Annotated in this window: 18 protein-coding genes; 12 read left to right on the top strand and 6 right to left on the bottom strand. The window is 72.3% G+C overall.

Annotated elements, in window-relative coordinates:
• Positions 1-26: 26 nt before the first annotated feature.
• Entirely contained in the window at positions 27-893 is an 867-nt protein-coding gene (nadC, locus tag N7L95_RS01560) for a carboxylating nicotinate-nucleotide diphosphorylase (RefSeq protein ID WP_301260235.1), read from the top strand.
• Positions 894-1112: 219 nt separating this feature from the next.
• Positions 1113-1991: a hypothetical protein gene (locus tag N7L95_RS01555; protein WP_301258066.1), complete on the top strand. Its 879-nt coding sequence runs from the start codon at positions 1113-1115 to the stop codon at positions 1989-1991.
• A gap of 353 nt (positions 1992-2344) precedes the next feature.
• Here N7L95_RS01555 and N7L95_RS01550 read toward each other — a convergent pair whose 3' ends face one another.
• Entirely contained in the window at positions 2345-3769 is a 1425-nt protein-coding gene (locus N7L95_RS01550; protein ID WP_301258065.1) for an SH3 domain-containing protein, read from the bottom strand.
• Positions 3766-5034 (bottom strand): SPFH domain-containing protein, encoded by a 1269-nt coding sequence (locus tag N7L95_RS01545; RefSeq protein WP_301258064.1) that lies wholly within the window; start codon positions 5032-5034, stop codon positions 3766-3768. The genes N7L95_RS01550 and N7L95_RS01545 overlap by 4 nt, the downstream gene beginning before the upstream one ends.
• Before the next feature lie 269 nt (positions 5035-5303).
• Here N7L95_RS01545 and N7L95_RS01540 point away from each other — a divergent pair, with 269 nt between their 5' ends.
• A complete protein-coding gene (locus N7L95_RS01540; RefSeq protein ID WP_301258063.1) occupies positions 5304-6008 on the top strand; it encodes a response regulator transcription factor in 705 nt (234 codons plus the stop codon).
• Positions 6005-8095: a HAMP domain-containing sensor histidine kinase gene (locus N7L95_RS01535; protein ID WP_301258062.1), complete on the top strand. Its 2091-nt coding sequence runs from the start codon at positions 6005-6007 to the stop codon at positions 8093-8095. The genes N7L95_RS01540 and N7L95_RS01535 overlap by 4 nt, the downstream gene beginning before the upstream one ends.
• A gap of 447 nt (positions 8096-8542) precedes the next feature.
• Here N7L95_RS01535 and N7L95_RS01530 read toward each other — a convergent pair whose 3' ends face one another.
• Positions 8543-8983 carry a hypothetical protein gene (locus N7L95_RS01530; RefSeq protein ID WP_301258061.1) on the bottom strand — a complete coding sequence of 147 codons (441 nt, stop codon included), beginning with the start codon at positions 8981-8983 and terminating at the stop codon, positions 8543-8545.
• A 289-nt stretch (positions 8984-9272) separates the two neighbouring features.
• Here N7L95_RS01530 and N7L95_RS01525 point away from each other — a divergent pair, with 289 nt between their 5' ends.
• Positions 9273-11150, top strand: a complete 1878-nt coding sequence (locus N7L95_RS01525) for an AI-2E family transporter (RefSeq protein WP_301258060.1) — start codon at positions 9273-9275, stop codon at positions 11148-11150.
• A 19-nt stretch (positions 11151-11169) separates the two neighbouring features.
• Here N7L95_RS01525 and N7L95_RS01520 read toward each other — a convergent pair whose 3' ends face one another.
• Entirely contained in the window at positions 11170-12090 is a 921-nt protein-coding gene (locus N7L95_RS01520) for a pseudouridine synthase (protein ID WP_301258059.1), read from the bottom strand.
• The gene (trhO, locus tag N7L95_RS01515) at positions 12090-12926 is read right to left on the bottom strand and encodes an oxygen-dependent tRNA uridine(34) hydroxylase TrhO (protein ID WP_301258058.1); all 837 of its coding nucleotides are present in this window, start codon (positions 12924-12926) and stop codon (positions 12090-12092) included. Before trhO ends, N7L95_RS01520 begins: the two co-directional genes overlap by 1 nt.
• Positions 12927-13199: 273 nt before the next feature.
• Between trhO and sorT the strand changes: the two genes are divergently transcribed.
• Positions 13200-14411, top strand: a complete 1212-nt coding sequence (sorT, locus tag N7L95_RS01510) for a SorT family sulfite dehydrogenase catalytic subunit (protein WP_301258057.1) — start codon at positions 13200-13202, stop codon at positions 14409-14411.
• 2 nt (positions 14412-14413) lie between these two features.
• The gene (gene sorU, locus N7L95_RS01505) at positions 14414-14782 is read left to right on the top strand and encodes a SorU family sulfite dehydrogenase c-type cytochrome subunit (RefSeq protein WP_435870050.1); all 369 of its coding nucleotides are present in this window, start codon (positions 14414-14416) and stop codon (positions 14780-14782) included.
• 253 nt (positions 14783-15035) lie between these two features.
• Here the strand turns inward: sorU and N7L95_RS01500 are convergent, their stop codons facing one another.
• Positions 15036-16049 (bottom strand): zinc-dependent alcohol dehydrogenase family protein, encoded by a 1014-nt coding sequence (locus N7L95_RS01500; protein ID WP_301258056.1) that lies wholly within the window; start codon positions 16047-16049, stop codon positions 15036-15038.
• 147 nt (positions 16050-16196) lie between these two features.
• Here N7L95_RS01500 and N7L95_RS01495 point away from each other — a divergent pair, with 147 nt between their 5' ends.
• The 5 genes from N7L95_RS01495 (at position 16197) to N7L95_RS01475 (ending at position 19516) form a co-directional block, all read left to right on the top strand.
• A complete protein-coding gene (locus N7L95_RS01495; protein ID WP_301258055.1) occupies positions 16197-17186 on the top strand; it encodes a LysR family transcriptional regulator in 990 nt (329 codons plus the stop codon).
• Between the two features lie 241 nt (positions 17187-17427).
• On the top strand, positions 17428-18450 hold the full coding sequence (locus tag N7L95_RS01490; protein ID WP_301258054.1) for a threonine ammonia-lyase: 1023 nt from the start codon (positions 17428-17430) through the stop codon (positions 18448-18450).
• A gap of 145 nt (positions 18451-18595) precedes the next feature.
• A complete protein-coding gene (locus N7L95_RS01485; RefSeq protein WP_301258053.1) occupies positions 18596-18985 on the top strand; it encodes a hypothetical protein in 390 nt (129 codons plus the stop codon).
• Entirely contained in the window at positions 18982-19242 is a 261-nt protein-coding gene (locus tag N7L95_RS01480) for a DUF5985 family protein (RefSeq protein ID WP_301258052.1), read from the top strand. Before N7L95_RS01485 ends, N7L95_RS01480 begins: the two co-directional genes overlap by 4 nt.
• Before the next feature lie 4 nt (positions 19243-19246).
• Entirely contained in the window at positions 19247-19516 is a 270-nt protein-coding gene (locus tag N7L95_RS01475) for a DUF5985 family protein (RefSeq protein WP_301258051.1), read from the top strand.
• The last annotated feature ends 116 nt before the right edge of the window (positions 19517-19632 follow it).

Genomic DNA, 19632 nt, shown 5'->3' with positions numbered 1-19632 from the left:
TGTCACTCGTGCAGGAAAAGAAGAACGTGTTCGATTTCAACGAAACCCTGGAGCAGGCGCGCCAGCGCAACATCCGCGACGCGCTGGTGGAAGACATCGGCCGTCAGGACTGGACGGCCCTGCTGGTGCCGGCCGGGCAGCGGGTGAAGGCCCGGGTGCTGGTGCGCGAGGCGGCGGTGCTGTGCGGGCGCGACTGGTTCGAAGGCTGCGTCACGGCACTGGACAGCAGCGCCCGGATCGACTGGCACTATGCCGAAGGCGCGATGATGGACGCCGACACGCTGGTCTGCCACATCGAGTCCGACGCCCGCGCGCTGCTGTCGGCCGAGCGGCCGGCGCTGAACTTCCTGCAGCTGCTTTCGGCCACCGCGACGCTGACGCGCCGCCATGTCGACGCCATCGCCGGTGCCTCCCCCAACCCGCGTGGTTGCGCCATCCTCGACACCCGCAAGACCCTGCCCGGCCTGCGGCTGGCGCAGAAATACGCGGTGCGTTGCGGCGGTGGCCAGAACCAGCGGCTGGCGCTCTACCACGGCATCCTCATCAAGGAAAACCACATTGCCGCAGCCGGCGGCGTGACCCAGGCACTGCGCAACGCCCAGGCGCTGGACTCGGGGGTGGACATCCAGGTCGAGGTCGAAACCATCGCCCAGCTGCAGGAAGCACTGGCGGCCGGCGCGCGCAGCGTGCTGCTCGACAACTTCACACCCGCGCAGATGCGCGAGGCGGTGGCCGTCAACCAGGGCCGGGCGCTGCTGGAGGTGTCGGGCAGCGTGCAGCTCGAGCAGGTGCGCGCGATCGCCGAGACCGGCGTGGACCGCATCTCGATCGGCCGCCTCACGAAGGACGTGAAGGCGGTCGACTACTCCATGCGGGTGCTCGAGCGCCTCTGACGGGGCGGGGGCGGCTTGCCGCCCTGTCCTGCACCAGGGTCCTGTCCTTGTCTTCCTGGCGCCAGGTATCCCTCGGCGGTACCGGCGGTGCACCGCCCTGGCACCGGGGACATCCGGGCGCGGCTTTCCTGCCCGCCGCGGCAAGAATCCCCGGCGACGGCGTCCACCGGCCCGGCCCGCAGGGCCCGGGCGGCCGCCACGCTTGCAGGGAGACCCAAGATGACGACACCCGCTGGCCGCGCCATGGCGCGGCTGCCCCGGCCCACGGCGGCCGGCACCCCACCTCGCCCGGCCCGCAAGCCGGCCGCCTGGCTGAAGGCCGCCGCACCGGCCACGGCGCTGTTCCTGCTGGCCTGCTTGCTGCCGCCGGTGGCGCAGCCGCAGGCCTACCACCACTTCGCAGCTGCGGTGGCGGCCGGACCGCTGGACGACGTGTGGAACGTGCTGTCCAACCTGGCCTTCCTGCTGGCCGCGGGCGCCGGCGTGCTGCACCTGCGGCAGCTGCCTGCCGGCGAGGTGCCCGCCCGGCGCCTGCGCCTGGCCTGGGCACTGGCTGCCTCGCTCGCGCTCACCGGCTTGGGCAGCGCCTGGTACCACGCCCGGCCCGACGACCTGAGCCTGTTCTGGGACCGGCTGCCGATGACGTGGACCTTTGCGGCCGTCATCGCGCTGGCACTGGACGGCGACCGCCCGGTGCCGCCGGCGGCCGGGCTGCTACCGCTGCTGGCCTACGGCGTCGCCAGCGTCGCCTTCTGGCAGGCCACCGGCAACCTGACGCCCTACCTGGTGATGCAGGGCGGCGGGCTGTTGCTGCTGGCGGTGCTGGCCGTCTGCCGACCGCGGCACGGGTTCCCGGCGCTCGCAGTGGTGGGCTGGTACGGGCTGGCCAAGTCGTTGGAGCACTTCGATGCGGCCATCGCGGCGCTGACCGATGGCTGGGTGGCCGGCCACCCGCTCAAGCACCTGGCCGCGGCCATGGCCGGCTGGGTGATCCTGCGCGCCTGCTGCCGGCCGGCCGCGCCGCCGCTGCACTTGCGGCACGGTCCTGAGCCAGCGGGCGGTCCGCGACACCGGGGTGTCACGGCTCCGGCTCCGTGAACCGGCTTAGCGAACCGGCTTAGCGAACCGGCCCAGCGAACCGGCCCAGCGAACCGGCCCAGCGAACCGGCCCAGCGAACCGGCCCAGCGAACCGGCCCAGCGAACCGGCCCAGCGAACCGGCCCAGCGAACCGGCCCAGCGAACCGGCCCAGCGAACCGGCCCAGCGAACCGGCCCAGCGAACCGGCCCAGCGAACCGGCCCAGCGAACCGGCCCAGCGAACCGGCTGCCGGGGCGGCGCCTGCCGCCCCGGCAGCCACCACAACACCGGGCAGCACACCATCCACCGGCCACCCACTGCTTGCCCACAGCCTTGTCCACAGCCCTCCACCCGGGTCGGCCCGCCCCGGCCATCAGCGCAGGATCACCGTCTGCCGCTTCCAGGCCGCGTCCTGCCACTTGCCAAAGGCCGCCAGCGGGCCGGGCGCGCTGGCCTGCTTCTGCACGTTCAGCGTGGCCAGCTCGGCCACCTCGAAGCTGCGCTTATAGCGGCCTTCGGTGCGCGCCTCGCGGGCCATCAGCAGCTGCTCACCGCCGGGCACCCAGCCGGCGAATTCCACATACCCCAGCTCGGGCGCACTGGCCGCCGGAGGCATGACGTTGACGCTCCAGCCGCCCGCGTCCTGGCGAAACACCCACAGCTCGCGCCAGCCTTCCAGCGGCTGCACCGCGAGCGCCAGCGCCCGGCCGTCGGGCCGCGCGCTGGCCGAGGCGGTCCAGACCATGCCGTAGGTGCAGCGGCGGGCCAGCGGCGCCTTCGGCCCGTGGCTGGCATCGGTCAGCAGCACGCAGGTCTCCCCGGGCAGGCCGGCCTCGGTCAGCACCGACAGCCGCGGCCCGGAAGCCACCGGGGCAGCTGCCGCCTGCACGGCCCAGCGCGAGGCGCCGACGCGGATGGCCGCGTCGTTGTAGTCCACCGCGTCGGCATCGCTCAGCTCGGCCTTGTTCACCGCCGCCAGCTCGGCCAGCGCCCGCTCCGCACTCGCGCCGGCGGGCTGGCCCTTGCGTGCCTGCTGGAAAGCCACGCCCGCCCAGACGCCGGCGCGGCGCAGGCGCAGCCGGTTCTTCAGCGGCTCGCTCAACTGGGCGAACTGGGCGGTGTCGATGCGGTCCAGCACCTCGGCCCGCCAGGCGTCGAGTTGCTGGCGCTCCAGCGGCGGCAAGGCCGGGTCGATGCAATCGTTGCGCGTCACCGCGAGCGCGGCACGGGCCCGCACCTCCGCATTGGCGGCCATGGCGATGACGCGCCGGAAGGCCTCGCCGTCGTAGCACAGCCGCAGCGTGCCGTCCTGCTCGTAGCTCTTGAAGGTGACGCCGTAGTGCGTCGCCACCTCCAGGTGCGCCGAGACCGTCTGACCGGCCTTGCCCTGTTGCGCGGACGCCCTGCGCGCCAGCCGCTCGGCCATGCTGCCCAGCGCATCGAAGGGCTCGGCAGTGATGGCGCCGGCCGGCACCGCCTTCAGGTAGGCGGCGGTATAGCCGATGCCCAGCGCCTCGGCGCCGGGCGTGTCACGCAGGAAGCGCACCACCGCCAGCAGCTCGGGCGCCTCCTCCGGCTTCAGCGAGGTGGTGCGCACCTGCGACGCCAGCACATAGCCGGCCCGCTCGCGCCGGTGGTCCCACACCTGCAGGTAGCCCATGCGCTCGCCGCGGATCTCCAGCGTGTCGCCCTGCCACAGCACCGCCTGCTGGGCGGCCGAGTCGCGCGGGCCGGCGCGCAGCGGGGCCTGGTCCTGGGTGACGATGGCCATCGAGGCCAGGGTGGCGACCAGCATCATTCGCCCTCCTGCACCGGCTCCGTCCCCGCGTCGGCGACGGCGGACGACGACGCAGCCTGGCCACCACCTCCGATCAGGCCGGCAGCGATGAAGCGGCCGTCGGTCGACGGCGGCGCGATGATGACCTGGATCTTGTCCGACAGCTTGTCGGCCACCGTCTTCTGGATCAGCAGCGGATGGCGCGTGATCAGCGCGCCGTCGCGGGCCATCTGCTCGCTGGCGATCTTGCCGACACGGTCGAGCCGGTAGGCCTCGGCATCGGCCAGCTTCTGGCGCGACTCGGCCTCGCCGGCGGCCTCGATCTTGCGCGCCTGCGCACTGGCCTCGGCCGACTTGATGCGCGAGACCTTCTCGGCCTCGGCCTCGAACTGGCGCTGCTCGATCTGCTTCTGCTTGAAGGGCAGCACATGCTTCATCGCCTCTTCCTGGGCGCGGGCGGCAATCACCTGCTCGTTGGCGGCCGCGGCGGCGGCGGTCTCGCGGCGCACCTTGTCGGCCTGGGCCTCCAGCTCGGTTTCCTTGACGCGTTTTTCCTTCAGCTCCAGCGTGTAGCGCATCTTCTCGCTGGCCAGTTCCTCGGCGAGCAGCTTGTCCATGCCCTGGCGGTAGTCGGCCGGCAGGTCGACCTGGCCCATCTGCACGCTGCGCAGCAGGATGCCGTCGACCGCCAGCTTGGTGCGCAGCTCGGCTTCCACCGCCTGCTGGATCTCGGCGCGCTTGCTCGAGAAGATCTCGCGCACGGTGTAGCGGGTGAAGGCCTTGTAGACCACGCCCTGCACAGCGGGCTGCACCACTTCGCCAGGGATGTCGTCCGGCAGCTTGCCGGCCATCGCGGCGATGCGGCTGGGGTCGAGCGCATAGCGGATGCTCAGGTCCACGCCCAGCGACAGCCCCTCGACCGACTGGAACGGCGCGTCCCCGTCGGCCTTGCGCCCTTGCACCAGGCGGTAGACCTGGTCGCGCAGCGGGTAGGTGCGCAGCTCGTGGAAGCCCGGCAGCACGAACACGCTGCCTTCGCGGAACTCGGCGGTGCTGCCGGTGAACTGGTTGGTGCGCACGCCGATGTCACCGCGCGCCACCGTGCGCAGCGGCGGGTGCGTCACGGCCGCCCAGCCCGCCAGGCCCAGCAGCCCGGCCGCCACCAGCCCGCGGCGCGAGGCGAAGAGGAAGCGGCCGGTGCTGCCGACCAAGCGGCCGATGCCGGTGCCGGTGGCACCCAGGCCGTGGCGGATGGCATCGGTCAGGGGGCGGAGGCGGAAGTTCATGTCAGGAGACTCCAGGAGGGTCGTTGGATCAGGCGGTCGGTGCCTTGGGGTTGCGAGGTGCAGCGGCGCTGCATCTCTCTGGGCTCCATTGTTCGAATCGACCCCGGAGCGCTCAATGCAGGCGCGGGGCGACTTCGGTTGCGCGGCGGGATCGCTGGCTCCCTCGTGTGAGGGGGTGGGGCGGCCGGCGGAAGAAACACTCACGGCGCCGGCTCAGGCTGGCCGGGATAATCGGCCGGCGGCAGGGAGCCGCGAAGGCAGCAGCGACGATGGCGAAAGTGGCGGTGATCGAGGACGACGTCCCGACCAGCAATCAACTGAAGGGATGGATCGAGTCGGCCCGCGCCGACATCGAGGTGCACCAGTGGTTCACCCGCGACGACGCCGAGGCCGCGCTGGCCCGCGAGGCCTACGACGTGGTGGTGCTCGACATCGAGCTGGGCCGCGAGCGGCATGCCGGCGTGGCCATCATCAACACCATCAACAAGCAGCGCGGCACACCGGTGCTGGTGGTGTCGGCCATGCCGGCCACGATCTACCGCAGCATCATGAAGGCGCTGGACGCGTGGGACTACCTGCAGAAGACCACCTTCGAGGAGTCGGACTTCATCGACACCTTCCTCGAAATCCTGCGTGCCGCGCGCGAGCAGGCCGCCACGCGCGGGGTGGCCAGCCCACCGGCCGGCGACGAGCTGTCGCTCGACCCGCTGCGCCAGGGTTCGCCGCTGTGGCGCGGCCAGCGCGTCAACCTGCCGCTGACGGCGCAGCGCATCCTGGCCGCGCTGTACCAGCGCCGCGGCGAGGTGGTGTCCTATGACGACCTCTACCAGGTGGTGAAGAGCGGCCGCAACCGCGACAACATCCGCAAGCACGTCAGCACCATCCGCGACGCCTTCCGCGAGATCGACCCCGGCTTCGACGGCATCGAGAACGTGCCGATGCGCGGCTTCCGCTGGGCGGCCGCGCGCCGATGAAGCGCTGGCTGCGCCTGCGCCCGCGCCTGCCCTTCGGGCTGCGGGTGTTCTTCCGCGGCGCGTTCGCGCTGCTGGCCTGCGCCACGCTGGCGCTGGCCGTCAACGTGCTGCAGGACGAGAAGCAGCGCAGCCACCGCAACTACCAGGACGGGCTGCTGAAGAACCAGGCCCAGATCGCCGCCCGCCTGCGCCACCCCACCGGCCAGCTCGCGCTGCTCAACCCCGGCATTGCCGCACACGCGGTGACACCGCTGCGCCCGCTGGTGCTGCCCTTCTCGGCCATCGACTTCGACGACAAGGCCAAGGCCCAGCAGGCGGTGGAGATGGCCGGCTGCCATGTGCAGTACCCGGACTCGGCCAGCCTGTGCGTGGCAGTAGGCAACAACCCCTATGCCGGCGGCTTCCTCTACCTGGTGGGCAGCTTCATCAGCGGCGAGCTGGCGCCGCACGCGGTCGGCGAACTCGACTTCAGCACCTCGCACCGGGTGGCGATCGAGGTGGCGATGCGCGGACGCACCTTCCGCTGGATCGCGCCCTTCGAGGCGCTGGACGACGGCAACGCCCCCGGCGTGCGCGGCCGGCTCACCGGCTATTCGGCCGACGCGCCCATCGTCCACGGCACGCGCTCGGTACGCGACTTCCGCGGCTGGCTCTGGCAGGACGGGCGCTGCCTGGAGGCGGGCGACACGGCCGCCGACTGCCGCCGGCGCTCCTTCTTCTCGGTGCGGCTGCCGGTGGACCTGTTCCGCGACGCGTTGTTCCAGAAGCGCCCGGTGTGGCCGCCGCCCGACCTCGACCAGATCGTGACCCGCCTGCAGGTGCTGGCGCCCGGCGACGGCAGCCCCCTGTTCGACAGCAACGCCGACGGCGCGGCGCGCCCCTTCTCGCTGGCCGACCTGCGACCGCTGCTGCTGCCCGGCGAGACCTTGAGCGTGCGCCGGCTGGGCAGCCCGGCCGGCACGCCGGCGCCCGAGCTGTTCCGGCTGACCGGCGCCGCCGACGCGGCCGATCCTGCCTCGCCCTGGATGGACCGGCTGATCCGCCGACTGCCGGTGGAGGGCTATGAGGCGCCGATCGTCTCGCGCGAGGTGATTGCAACGCCGCTGGGCCGCTACGAGCTGACACTCACCGGCGACGTGCGCACCGTCAATCGCAACCTGGCGGCGGTGGCCACGCGGGTGTCCTGGTTCGTCGGCGCCATGCTGCTGGCGGTGCTGCTGACATGGCTGGCCATCGAGGTGCGCATCATCCGCCGCATCACGCTGCTGACACGGCGGGCCGCCAGCGTTTCCACCGGCGTGCGTGGCGCCGACGGGCTGGCCCGCATCGACCTCTCGGACCTGCGCGGTGGCGACGAGCTGGGCGTGCTGGCGCAGGGCCTGCAAGACCTGCTGCAGCGCGTCAACGAGGACGTGAAGCGGGAGCAGATCCGGGCCGAGCAGGAGAAGGACATGTGGCAGGCGGTCGGGCACGAGATCATGTCGCCGCTGCAGTCGCTGATGGCGCTGCATGGCACGCCCGACGACCCGAGCCACCGCTACATCAGCCGCATGCAGCAGGCGGTGCGGGTGCTCTACGGCCATGCCTCGCCGAGCGAGGCCTTTGACGCGACCACGCTGGCGCTGCAGGCGCTCGACGTCAACGAGTTCCTGGCGCATGTCGCCGGCAACGCGCCCTACACCGGCATCGAGTCGGTCGTCTTCGATGCCCTGCCCCAGCCGGTGCAGGTGCGGGCCGACGAGTACTCGCTGGAAGACGTGGTGACCCACGTGCTGCGCAACGGCGACCGCTACCGGCCGCCGGGCACGCCCATCCAGATGCGGCTGGAGGTGGGTGACAGCGAGGCCCGGGTGCTCATCCACAACCAGGGGCCGCCGGTGCCGGCCGACATGCTGGAGAAGATCTTCGAGTACGGCGTGTCCGACGCGCAGGACGCGGCGGCCCTGGGGCAACGCGGCCAGGGCCTGTTCGTCGCCCGCACCTACATGGCCAAGATGGGGGGCAGGATCACGGCCCGCAACCAGCCGGACGGGGTGGTGTTCGAGCTGGTGTTGCAGCGATCGAGCGCCGTGACGGCGCGCCCCTGATCCGGTGGCTGCAGCTGGAGAAGGCGCTCGCGGCGCGGTGACTGCCACCTGTGCAGAATCCCGGCGTGCAGGAGCGCGGCCGCGCCGGCGACGGCTCTGTCGGCAGGACCGCCCTGGACGGCGGGCCGGGGCTGCTTTCGCATTGGCGCGCCCGGCTCGCGCAGCACTGCTGCCAGAGGCTGGAGGGCCGCGGCGGGGTCGCCGCGGGCACGCCCTCGTGCTGCCGTCCCGGCTGCTGCGGGTGACGGGATCCGGGTTCGCTGCGCCCCGCGGCTGCACGGGCAGCGCATGGCGCTCCATGCCGCTCCTTGCGGGCCGGCACCCGCCGTATCGGGGCATCGTTTTCGCCCCGCCTGCTTCAGCCTGCCCGCGCGGCGCTCTCTGGCGCCGCATCAGCACCTGCCGGCGTGAGGCCATCGCGCCCCGGCCGAAGGGCCGCCCCGGCGTTCAGGCCTGCTGCGCCGCAGCGCCCTCCAGGCCCTTCGCCACTTCATCCGCCACCCCGAGCACCAGCCCGGCCGCCACGCCGCCGGCGCGCACCTGCCGCAGCGCACGAGGCAGTACCTCGCCCACCAGGCGGGCGGTGTCCGCCGCCAGCAGCGTGCGCTGGTGCGGCGTGCCGCTGCCGCCACACAGCACCAGGTACTCGAACAGCGCCGACGCTTCCCACAGCCGGTAGGGCTCGGCCTCGAAGACCGGCTGCAGGCCGGCGAACTCCGGCATCCGCTTCAACGCAAGCAGCAGCTCGCGGCCGCGTGGCGACTTGTCGAGCACCAGGCAGTAGTGCTCGGTGCGGCCGGCGCCGCCGAAGTCGCCCGCCGCCACGCGCCGACGCAGGCTGTCCTCGATCACCTTGAGCTGCTGGCCCTTGCGTTTTGCTTCACCCATCTGGTCCTCTCGATGCCGGGCGGCCGCACCGAAAGAGGCGGCTTTGCCGGCGTTCCAACACCTGTATCCTGTCCGCGGCCGCTGGCGCGCGGGGCCACACTATAGTCGGCCCGCCCCGGCCACGGCGCCGAGGCGTGTAGGCGGCGTCCGACAGCCCGAAGCGGCCCCCGTGAAGCGGCCCTCGGCTCGGCGGGAAGTAGCATCGCTGCAGCCCGATGAAGCCCGACATCCCCCCCATGGCGCCAGCCGCCCGCCCCCGCCACCTCCTGCCCGCCACCGGGTGCCCGGCATGAGCCGCCTGCCGCTCGGCACGCCGGCCGGATGGACGCATGCCTTCGCAGTGCTGGGCAGTGCCGCCATCGTGCTGGGCCTGCTGCACTGGCTGCAGGGGGTGCTCATCCCGATCGCCCTGGCCGTGCTGCTCACCTTCCTGATGAGCCCGCCCATCACCGCCATGCAACGGCGTGGCGTGCCGCGGGTGGTCGCCGTGCTCGCCACGGTGGCGCTGGCGCTCGGCCTGCTGGTGGGCATCGGCTGGACGGTGGCACATCAGGCCACGCGGCTGGTGGACGACTTCCCGCGCTATGAGCGCAACCTCACCGTCAAGATCAGCGACCTCCGGCGCGACGACCACAGCGTGCTCGACCGCCTGCAGCGCATCATGGCCCGCGTCTCGCGCCAGCTGCAGAAGGCCCAGGTGCTGCCCGAGCCCGAGGGCGGCACGCCGCGCACCGTGCGGGTGGTGGAGGACGGCGGGCTTTTCCAGGTGGGGCGGCTGTGGGCGGCCTTCGGCCCCATCATCGAGCCGGTCTCGATGGTCGGCTTCGCCTTCGTGCTGGTGATCTTCATGCTGTTGCGGCGCGAGGACCTGCGCGACCGCCTCATCACGCTGGTGGGCCAGGCCCGGCTGGTGGCCACGACCAAGATGCTGGACGAGGCAGCCGAGCGCATCAGCCGCTTCCTGCTGATGCAGTTCGCCATCAACGCCAGCCACGGGGTGGCCGTGGCTGCCGGGCTGGCGTTGATCGGGGTGCCCTATGCGGTGCTATGGGGCCTGCTGGCCGCGGTGCTGCGCTACGTGCCCTACCTGGGGCCCTGGATCGCGGCGGTCTTCCCCTTGCTGCTGAGCCTGGTGGTCGATACCAGCTGGGCGCCGGCGCTGCAGGTGCTGATGCTGTTCCTGGTGCTGGAGTCCATCAGCAACATGGTGGTGGAGCCGGTCCTGTACGGGCGCGGCATCGGCGTGTCGGAAACCGCCACGCTGGTGATGGTCGCCTTCTGGACCTGGCTGTGGGGCCCCATCGGCCTGCTGCTCGCCACGCCACTGACGGTCTGCCTGGTGGTGCTGGGCCACTATGTGCCGGCCCTGCGCTTCTTCGACACGCTGCTGGGCGACCGGCCGGCGCTGGCGCCCGGCGCGCGCTTCTACCAGCGCCTGCTGGCCCGCGACCGGCACGAGGCGGCCGAAGTGGCGGCCGAACAGGTGCGCCAGCTTGGCTTGCCGGCGGTCTTCGACGACCTGATGATGCCGGCCCTGTGCTATGCCCGGCGCGACCTGGAGCGCGGCGCGCTTGACGAGGACGACGTGGCCTTCGTCGTCGAGACGGTGCAGGAACTGGCGCTGGAGCTGGACGCGGCGCAAGCGCCCCGCGTGCTGCCACGCGAAGGCCCGCCGGCGGTCGCCATGCCGCTGCTGGTGGTGCCGGTACGCGACGCCTCGGCCGCTGCGGTCGCCATGCTGCTGCAGCGCCTGCTGGAGCCGGGCGGCTTCGCGCTCGACACCTGCGACCCCGGCGCCCTCGCCTCCGAGGTGGCGGCCGAGCTGGAGGCCCGGCCCGCACCGGTGGTCTGCATCATCGTGGCCAGCGCCTCGGCGCTCGCCTATGCGCAGCTGTTGTGCAAGCGGCTGCACACCCATCCGCTGCAGCCGCGGCTGGTGGTGGCCTGCCTGGGCCGTCACCTGGACCCGGCAAGCACCTGCAGCACCTTGACGGCCGCTGGCGCGGACCGGGTGGCCACCACGCTGGCCGAGGCACGGGCCGAGCTGTCGGCCCTGCGCTCGCAGCTGGCGAATGCGCATCTGCCGGCCTGGTCGACCGCACCGGACGAGGCAGCTCCGCTGCCCGCCCGGGTGCCGGCCGTCTCGCTCGACCTGCCGCCGGCCTGAGGCCGGGCGGCGCCGCTGATCAGCCCAGCTGCAGCCGCTGGCGGCTGTGGAACTCGCGCCACTCGCCGGTCACCGGATCGAGGAAGGCGAGCGAGCGCGCCAGCAACTGCAGCGGCCGGCTGTAGTCGGGCGGCAGCTCCGGATCGGGCTCCGGCAGATGCTGCGGGTAGATCTGGTCGTTGAGGATGGGAATGCCCAGCGCCGCCATCTGCACCCGCAACTGGTGCCGCTGGCCCGTGACCGGGCTCAGGCCATAGCGGGCGCGGCCCTCGCCCACTTCGAGCAGCTCGAAGGCGGTCTCGGCATTCGGCTCGCCCGGCACCTCGCGCATGGTCATGAAGGACGCGCCTTCCTCGATGCGGCTGCGCCGCACCGCCGGCAGCACCAGCCCCGGATGCCACGGCGCGATGGCCTCGTAGGTCTTGAACACCAGCCGGTCGCGGAACAAGGCCTGGTAGCGGTTGCGGTCGGCCGGCCGCACCGTGAAGGCCACCACGCCGGCCGTCTCGCGGTCGATGCGGTGCATCGGCGCCAGCGTGTCGATGCCCAGCCGCCGCTTCAGCCGCACCAGCAGCGTCTCCTGCAGATAGCGGCCCGAAGGCGTCACGCTCAGGAAGTGCGGCTTGTCGGCCACCACCAGGTGCTCGTCCTGGAACAGCACCGTTTCCTGGAACGGCACGGCATGCTCGCGCGGCAGGCTGCGCCAGTACCAGACCCGGGTCTGCGGCCGGTAGGGCGCCTCGGGTGCCAGCGGCCGGCCATGGTCGTCGACCACCTCGCCGGCCGCCAGCCGCGCCAGCCAGGCGGCATGGCTGACACCGGGCAGACGCTCGGCCAGGAAATCGACCAGGCGGCTCCAGGGGCCGCAAGGCAGCGCGACACAGCTCGGGCTGACGCCGTCGCGCGTCGGCAGCGGCGCGGCGGGACGGGGGCGCGCCATCAGGGCTGGGCCGCGTCGAGGCGGCGGGCACGCTGCAGCCGCCAGGCGCCGTCCGGCTGGTCGGCATAGACCTGCTCGGCCGTCGTCGCGGTCTCCTGCAGCCGGGTGTCGAGCGCAATGCGGTTGTCGAACACGAAGCACTCGCCCTCCCAGTCGCGCCAGGCATCGGGCATCGCCTGGAAGTAGTGCAGGATGCCGCCCTCCAGCTCCAGCACCTGCAGGCCCAGCTCCTGCTGCATCCAGCCGCTGGTCTTCTCGCAGCGGATGCCGCCGGTGCAGTACATCGCCACCCGCTTGCCGTTGCGCTTCCATTCCGCTGCATGCGCCTCGACAAAGCGCGGGAAGTCGCGGAAATGGCTCACCTGCGGATCGACCGCCTGCCGGAAGCGCCCCAGGCGGAACTCGAAGCTGTTGCGGTTGTCGAGCACCACCACATCGTCGCGGCCCAGCAGCCCGCGCCATTCCGCCGGCGACACCACCGTGCCACGCTGCGGCAGGTCCGGCACGCCGACGCTGACGATGGCCGCCTTGCGGTGCACCTTCAGCCGCCCGAAAGGCGGCGTGCGGCAGGCGCTGCGCTTGAACGCCATGCCGGCCAGCAAGGGACCGAGCAGGGCGTCGCCCAGCAGTTCGCGCTCGAAGGTGTCCAGCGCCGCCGCGGTGCCGGCCAGCACGCCGTTGACGCCCTCGGCCGCGACCAGCACGCTGCCCAGCAGCGACCGGGCCAGTTCGCGCAGGCGCAGGGCGCAGCCATCGGGGTCGGGCAGCGGGACGAAACGATAGAAGGCGATGTGGAACAGCAGGGGGCTGCCCTCGCCGGGAACAAGCGGGCTCATGGCCGCCATTGTCGCCAAGCGGCGCGGGCGCCGTTGCGCAGGGCGGCCCGGCGCCCCGCGCCGCCGGCCGGGAGAACGCCGGCCTGCGCACTATTTCACGGCCTGCGCCGAGTGCCGCGGCTTGCAGGGTTTGACCGGGTGCCACGCCACACCAGCGGACTATGATGCCCCGCGCTGCCTTCATGGCAGCCGCGGCATGCAGGGGCAGGATGAGGCCCTGCAGCGCCGTGTCCCCGGTCCATCAGAAGACCCGCCTGAACCCAGGAGAACACCATGCAAGACACCCTCCCCTCGCTGCCGCGCCGGCACCTGCTGGCCGGCACGGCCGGCGCGCTGGCAGCCGCCGGCCTCGGCACCTGGAGCCAGGCCGCCGCAGCCCAGACCCAGGCGGCGGCAAAGCCGCTGCCCGCCTACGCCGCCTGGAAGTCCGACAGCAGCCTGATCGTCCACAGCTCCAACACGCTGGAGACGCGGCGCAGTGCCTTCGGCAGCAGTGTCATCACGCCGTCCGAGCAGCTCTATGTGCGCAACAACCTGCCGCCGCCCGATGCCGCGGTGCTGGCCGACCGCGATGCCTGGGTGCTCACCATCGAGGGCGTGCAGCACCCGCGCGATCTGACGCTGGGCCAGCTCAAGAGCCTGGGCCTGGAGACGGTGGCCACCGTGCTGCAGTGCTCGGGCAACGGCCGCGGCTTTTTCCCGAGCAAGCCGAGCGGCACGCCATGGACGGTCGGTGCGGCGGGCTGCGTCATGTGGAGCGGCGTGCCACTGCGCCGGGTGGCCGAGGCGCTGGGCGGTGTGGCCGACGGCATGGCCTACATCACCGGCACCGGCGGCGAGAAGCTGCCGGAAGGCATCGATCCAAAGAGCATCGTGGTGGAGCGCTCGGTGCCGCTGAAGGCCCTGGAAGACGCGCTGCTGGCCTGGGAGATGAACGGCGCACCCATCCCGCTGGCGCATGGCGGGCCGCTGCGGCTGATCGTGCCGGGCTACCAGGGCGTCAACAACATCAAGTACGTCAAGCGGCTGGCCTTCACCGCCAGCGAGAGCCAGGCCAAGATCATGTCGCACGGCTACCGGGTCACCCCGCCGGGCGCCAAGGCCGACCCCAGCCAGCCCTCGGTGCTCGAGATGAGCGTGAAGTCCTGGATCAATTCGCCCCATGCCGACGGCGCGCCGCTCACGGCCGGCATGGTGCAGATCCACGGCGTGGCCTTCGGCGGCACCGAGGCGGTCAAGCGGGTCGAGGTCTCGACCGACGGCGGCAAGACCTGGCGCGAGGCCCGCTTTGTTGGACCCGACCTGGGCAAGTTCGCCTGGCGCCAGTTCGCGCTGACGGCCGAGCTGCCGGCGGGCACCCACCTGCTGGCGAGCCGCGCGACCGACGCCGCCGGCAATGTGCAGCCCGAGGCGCGGGTGGAGAACGTCGGCGGCTACAACAACACCAGCTGGCGCGACCACGCGGTGCAGGTGACGGTGGCCTGAGCATGGTGCGCGAGCCGACCCTTGCCACGCTGCGCCGGCGCCTGCGAGCCAGCCTGTGGCTGATGGCCGGGGCCGCGCTGCTGCCCGCAGCGCGCGCCGCCGACGACGACGCGGCCCGGCTCGCGCTGGGCCGCAAGCTCTTCACCGAGGCCGCCGTGCCGGCCTGCAAGCTGTGCCACACGCTGAAGGACGCCGATGCCGAAGGCGCGGTGGGCCCGGTGCTGGACGAGCTGAAGCCCGATGAGCGGCGCGTCGCCACGGCGCTGCGCAACGGCCTTGGCAACATGCCCTCCTACCGCGCCAGCCTCACGGACGAGCAGATCGAGGCCCTCGCCCGCTACGTTTCCAAAGCCAGCGGCGCGACGCGCTGAGCGCATTCGCGCGCCGGACCACACCGCCGGTGCAAGCGGTGCAGTGCACGCCCTGCCGGGGGAGCCGCGCCGACGGTTGGCAGGCGGCGCCGCGGGACATGCCCCGCGGCGCGACCGCTGACGGTACCCGCGCACGCCGGACCACACCACCCCGGCAGTCCGTGCCCCACTCGTCGTCGGAACAGTGCGGCCATTGGCAGGCCGCCCGGCATGCAGCGGCTTGCCCATGGCGGGCCGGCCTGCGGCACCGGCCTCAATCCAGCCGCACCACCACCTTGCCGAAATGCCCGCCCGACGCCAGGTAGGCAAAGGCCTGCGGTACCTCGTGGAAGCCGAACTCCCGGTCGATCACCGGCTCGATGCCGCGCTGCTCCACGAAGCGCTGCAGTTCCGACTGGTGCTCGGCGCTGCCCACCAGCACCCCCTCCAGCCGCTTGCCACCGAGCAGCAGCGGCATCGGGTCGAAACCCTGCCCGAGGCCCGCCAGCACACCGATCAGCGCCACCCGGCCGCCGTCCCGCGTGGCAGCCACCGAGCGGTCCAGCGTCCCGGCGCCGCCCACCTCCAGCACCAGGTCGACGCCGCGCCCGCCGGTGCGGCGCAGCACCTCGTCCTGCCATTGCGGCGTGTCGCGGTAGTTGATCAGCTCGTCGGCCCCCAGGCTGCGTGCCCGCGCCAGCTTCGCATCGCTGGACGAGGTGAGCACCACCCGCAGCCCCGCCGCCTTGGCCAGCTGCAGGGCCCACACCGACACCCCGCCGGTACCCAGCAGCAGCACCGTGTCGCCCGGCCGGGCAGCGCCATGGTGGAACAAGGCGGTCCAGGCCGTCACGCCGGCCACCGGCACGGTGGCGGCCTGCTGGAAGTCCAGCGTGGCGGGCTGGGCCAGCAAGCCGTCCTCGTCGAGCACCACCTGCTCGGCCAGCACGCCGTCCAGATGGGCGCCCAGCGCGATCTGGCTCACGCCCGCGGGCCGCTCGCCGCTGCGCCAGCCCTGGAAGAAGGTCGTCACCACCCGGTCGCCGGGGCGGAAGCGGCGCACCGCGGCGCCCACCTCGAGCACCTCGCCGGCACCGTCGGAGGTCGGCACCGGCCGTGCATTGCTGCCGCTGGGATACCAGCCGCGCACCAGCATCAGGTCGCGGAAGTTGAGCGAGACGGCGCGCATTCGCACGCGCACCTCGCGCGGGCCGAGCGGCCGCGCCTCGATGTCCACGCGCTCCAGCCCGGCGATGTCCTGGCCGGGAACGATGCGGTATGCCTTCATGTCGATGTCCTCCTGGGAAGCGGCAAGGGAAACGCCGCAGGTTGCTGACAGGAGGACACTCTATGGTTGCCCCATGGGCGACAGTGGATCATTCATCTCGGCACTGTGTTTCCCACAAGGCAACAATCTTCTGCATATCATCCGCGCATGAACGACCGACTCACCGGCATCGACGTCTTCGTGCAGGCCGTCGAGGCCGGCAGCTTCTCGCTGGCGGCCGAGCGGCTGCGCCTGACCCGATCCGCGGTGGCCAAGGCGGTCGCCCGGCTGGAGCAGCGCCTGGGCACGCGGCTGTTCCACCGCACCACCCGCTCGCAGAGCCTGACGGAAGACGGCCAGGCCTTCTTCGAGCGCTGCGTACGCGCGCTGGCAGAGCTGGAGGCCGCCGAGGCCGAGCTCGATTCCGGCCGCCGGGAGCCGAGCGGCCGCCTGCGCGTCAGCGCGCCGGTGGTGCTCGGCCGGCAATGCGTCGCGCCCTTGCTGCTGCCGCTGGTGACCCGCCATCCCCGGCTGGACATCGAGATGTGCTTCAGCGACCGGGTGGCCGACCTGGTGGAGGACGGCTACGACCTGGCGGTGCGGGTCGGCCCGCTGCCCGACAGCAGCAGCCTGGCCGCCCGGGCGCTCGGCATGCAGCGCATGGGCATCTGCGCCGCCCCGTCCTACCTGGCGCGCCACGGGCGGCCTGCCAGCTTCGACGACCTGGCGCACCACACCGGCATCCTCTACCACCGCCACGACGGCGACAAACCCTGGCGCTTGCAGCACGACGACGGGCAGCTGCGCGAGGTGCGGGTGCAGGGCCGCGTGCGGCTGGACGACCTGCAGGCCATTGCCGACGCGGCACTGGCCGGCGTGGGCCTGGCCTGGCTGCCCTGCTGGCTCACCGCGCCCCACCTGCGCAGCGGTGCGCTGGAGCTGGTGTTCAGCAGCGAGCGGGTTGCGCCGGTGGAGATCCAGGCGGTCTGGCCGCAAAGCCGCTACCTGGCCGCCAAGACCCGGGTGGCCATCGACACGCTGGTGGCCGGCCTGCCGCCGCTCCTCGGCATGGGGTCGGCGGCGGCCGCCACCGGTGCCAGGCCCACCGAGCGGCCCACCCCGAATGCCGGCTGCATCGTCGAGCCCGCTGTGCCATGATGCGGCGCGTGATGTCCTCCCTCCCCCGCCCACGCCGCACCTGCTGCCTGCCCACGGCCCATGCCGCTGGCGCAAGCTCGCATACAAGCGGCGCCACGGCCTTGGCGCCCGCGCGGCGCGCGCTCCTTCGAATTCGACCGGATCGCTGAGCTGCGGCTGCGGCCGGTGCTCGGCGGTCCCGCCGCCTCGCCGTGCCAACCCGCACGCCCACCGCATCCAGATTCGAATGGAGAGATTCCAGATGACCGCCGTCCTCACGCCCACCACCGCCCACCCGCTTGCCGAGTACCCGACCCTGCAGGACATCCGCGCCGCCGCGGCCCGCCTGGCCGGGCAGGTGCTGGAAACCCCGGTCTGGCGCTGGCAGACCGGCATCGTCGCTGAAGCACTGCAGCCGTCCACCGAGGTGTGGCTGAAGCTGGAGCTGTTCCAGCGCACCGGCACCTTCAAGCTGCGCGGCGCGCTCAACACCATCGCCACCCTCGACGCCGCGGCCCTGCAGCGCGGCGTGGTCGCCGCCAGCGCCGGCAACCACGCGATGGCGGTGGCCTATGCGGCCCGCGTGGCCGGCACCTCCGCCAAGGTCGCGATGCCCCGGCACGCCAGCCCGGCCCGCATCGCGGCCTGCCGGGCGCAGGGCGCCGAAGTGGTGCTGGCCGACAGCGTGCACGACGCCTTTGCCCGGGCCCAGGCCCTGGTCCTCGAAGAGGGGCGCACGATGATGCACCCCTTCGACGGCCCGCTCACCGCGCAAGGCACCGGCACCCTGGGGCTGGAGGTGATGCAGCAGCTGCCCGAGCTGGATGCGGTGGTGGTGCCGGTGGGCGGCGGCGGCCTGTGCGGCGGCATTGCCGCGGCGGTCAAGCAGCTGCGGCCGCAGTGCCAGGTGTTCGGTGTCGAACCCTTCGGCGCCGATGCGATGTACCGCAGCTTCCAGGCGGGCACGCCGCAGTCGCTGGCGACGGTGGACACCGTGGCCGACAGCCTGGGCGCGCCCTATGCGCTGCCCTACAGCTTCGGCGTCTGCCGGCGTTTCGTTGATGAGATCGTGCGGGTCTCCGACGACGAGCTGTGCCAGGCCATGCACCACCTGTTCCGCGACATGAAGCTGGTGACCGAGCCGGCCGCGGCGACCGCCACCGCCGCCCTGCTCGGGCCGCTGCGGCAGCGGCTGGACGGCCGCCGGGTGGGCCTGATCGTGTGCGGCTCCAACATGGATGTGCCACGCTACGCCGAGCTGCTGGCGCGCGGTGCTGCCGCCTGAGCCCCCCCGGCGGCCGCCGGCACGCCCTGGGGCTGCGGGCTTGCCACAGGGCCGGCCGGGCAGGGTATAAAGCGGCCTCTGCGTTTTTGGCTCGCCCTCCGTGGCGACGACCGCTTTCGCTGCCCGCCTCCCAGTGCCCGTCCCCGTGAACCCAGAACCGATCCCGGCCGGCATCCGCCACTTCATCCTGACGCAGGTGGACTCCATCGCGCACATGGAGGCCTGGTCGATGCTGTGGCGCGAACCCGATGCGACGTGGACGGCTGACCAGGTGGCCGGGCGTCTCTACATCGCGCCCGCCGAAGCGGCCCGCGTGCTGGAGCGGCTGGTCAGCCAGGGGCTGGCACAGCGGCGTGGCAAGGGCTATGGGTGGGGCCCGGCCTCCGAAGCGCTGGCAAGACAGGCGGACGAACTCGCGCGGCTGTATGCCAGCCACCTGATTCCCGTCACGAACCTGATCCATGCCAAGCGCGACAATCGCATCCAGGAATTCGCGGATGCCTTCAAGCTCAGGAAAAAAGGCGACAGGACATGATGGCCAGCACGATCTACTTCCTGTGCGCGCTCACCGCGGTGCTGTGCGCGGTGCTGCTGCTGCAGGCCTGGGCCAAGGGCCGCTATCGCCTGCTGCTGTGGAGCGGCCTGTGCTTCGTGGGCCTGGCACTCAACAACCTGCTGCTGGTGGTGGACAAGCTGCTGGTGCCCAGCGTCGACCTGAGCGTGCCGCGCTCCTTGCTCGCACTGCTGGCCATGCTGGTCCTGCTGTACGGCCTGATCCTCGATTCGGAGTGAGCCCATGGTCAATGCCTTGCTGATGGGTGCGATCGCCATGGCCTCGGTGGTGGCCTCGCTGTTTTTCCTGCGCTTCTGGCGCCGCACGCGCGACCGCTTTTTCCTGCTGTTCGCGCTGGCCTTCCTGCTCGACGCACTGAACCGCGTCGCGCTGGGACTGGCCTTGCCGCCCCACGAGGAAGCGCCACTGGCCTATCTGGTGCGCCTGCTGAGCTTTGCCCTGATCCTCGGCGCCATCGTCGACAAGAACCTGCGCGGCCGCCGCAAAGGCTGAAGCAGCCAGCCGGTTGCCCCGCCGCACTCCGCCTGCGCCCTGCCGGCGTCTTGCCGCTACTTACGCCTGATACAGCGGGCCCCCTCTTTGGACGGCTCCCACACGGCGCCATTGCG

Origin of the sequence: Eleftheria terrae, assembly GCF_030419005.1 — a bacterium.
GTDB classification, from domain to species: domain Bacteria; phylum Pseudomonadota; class Gammaproteobacteria; order Burkholderiales; family Burkholderiaceae_C; genus Caldimonas; species Caldimonas terrae.
Note: the sequence above shows the minus strand (reverse complement) of the source record. Positions and strands in the feature narration are given on the sequence as shown.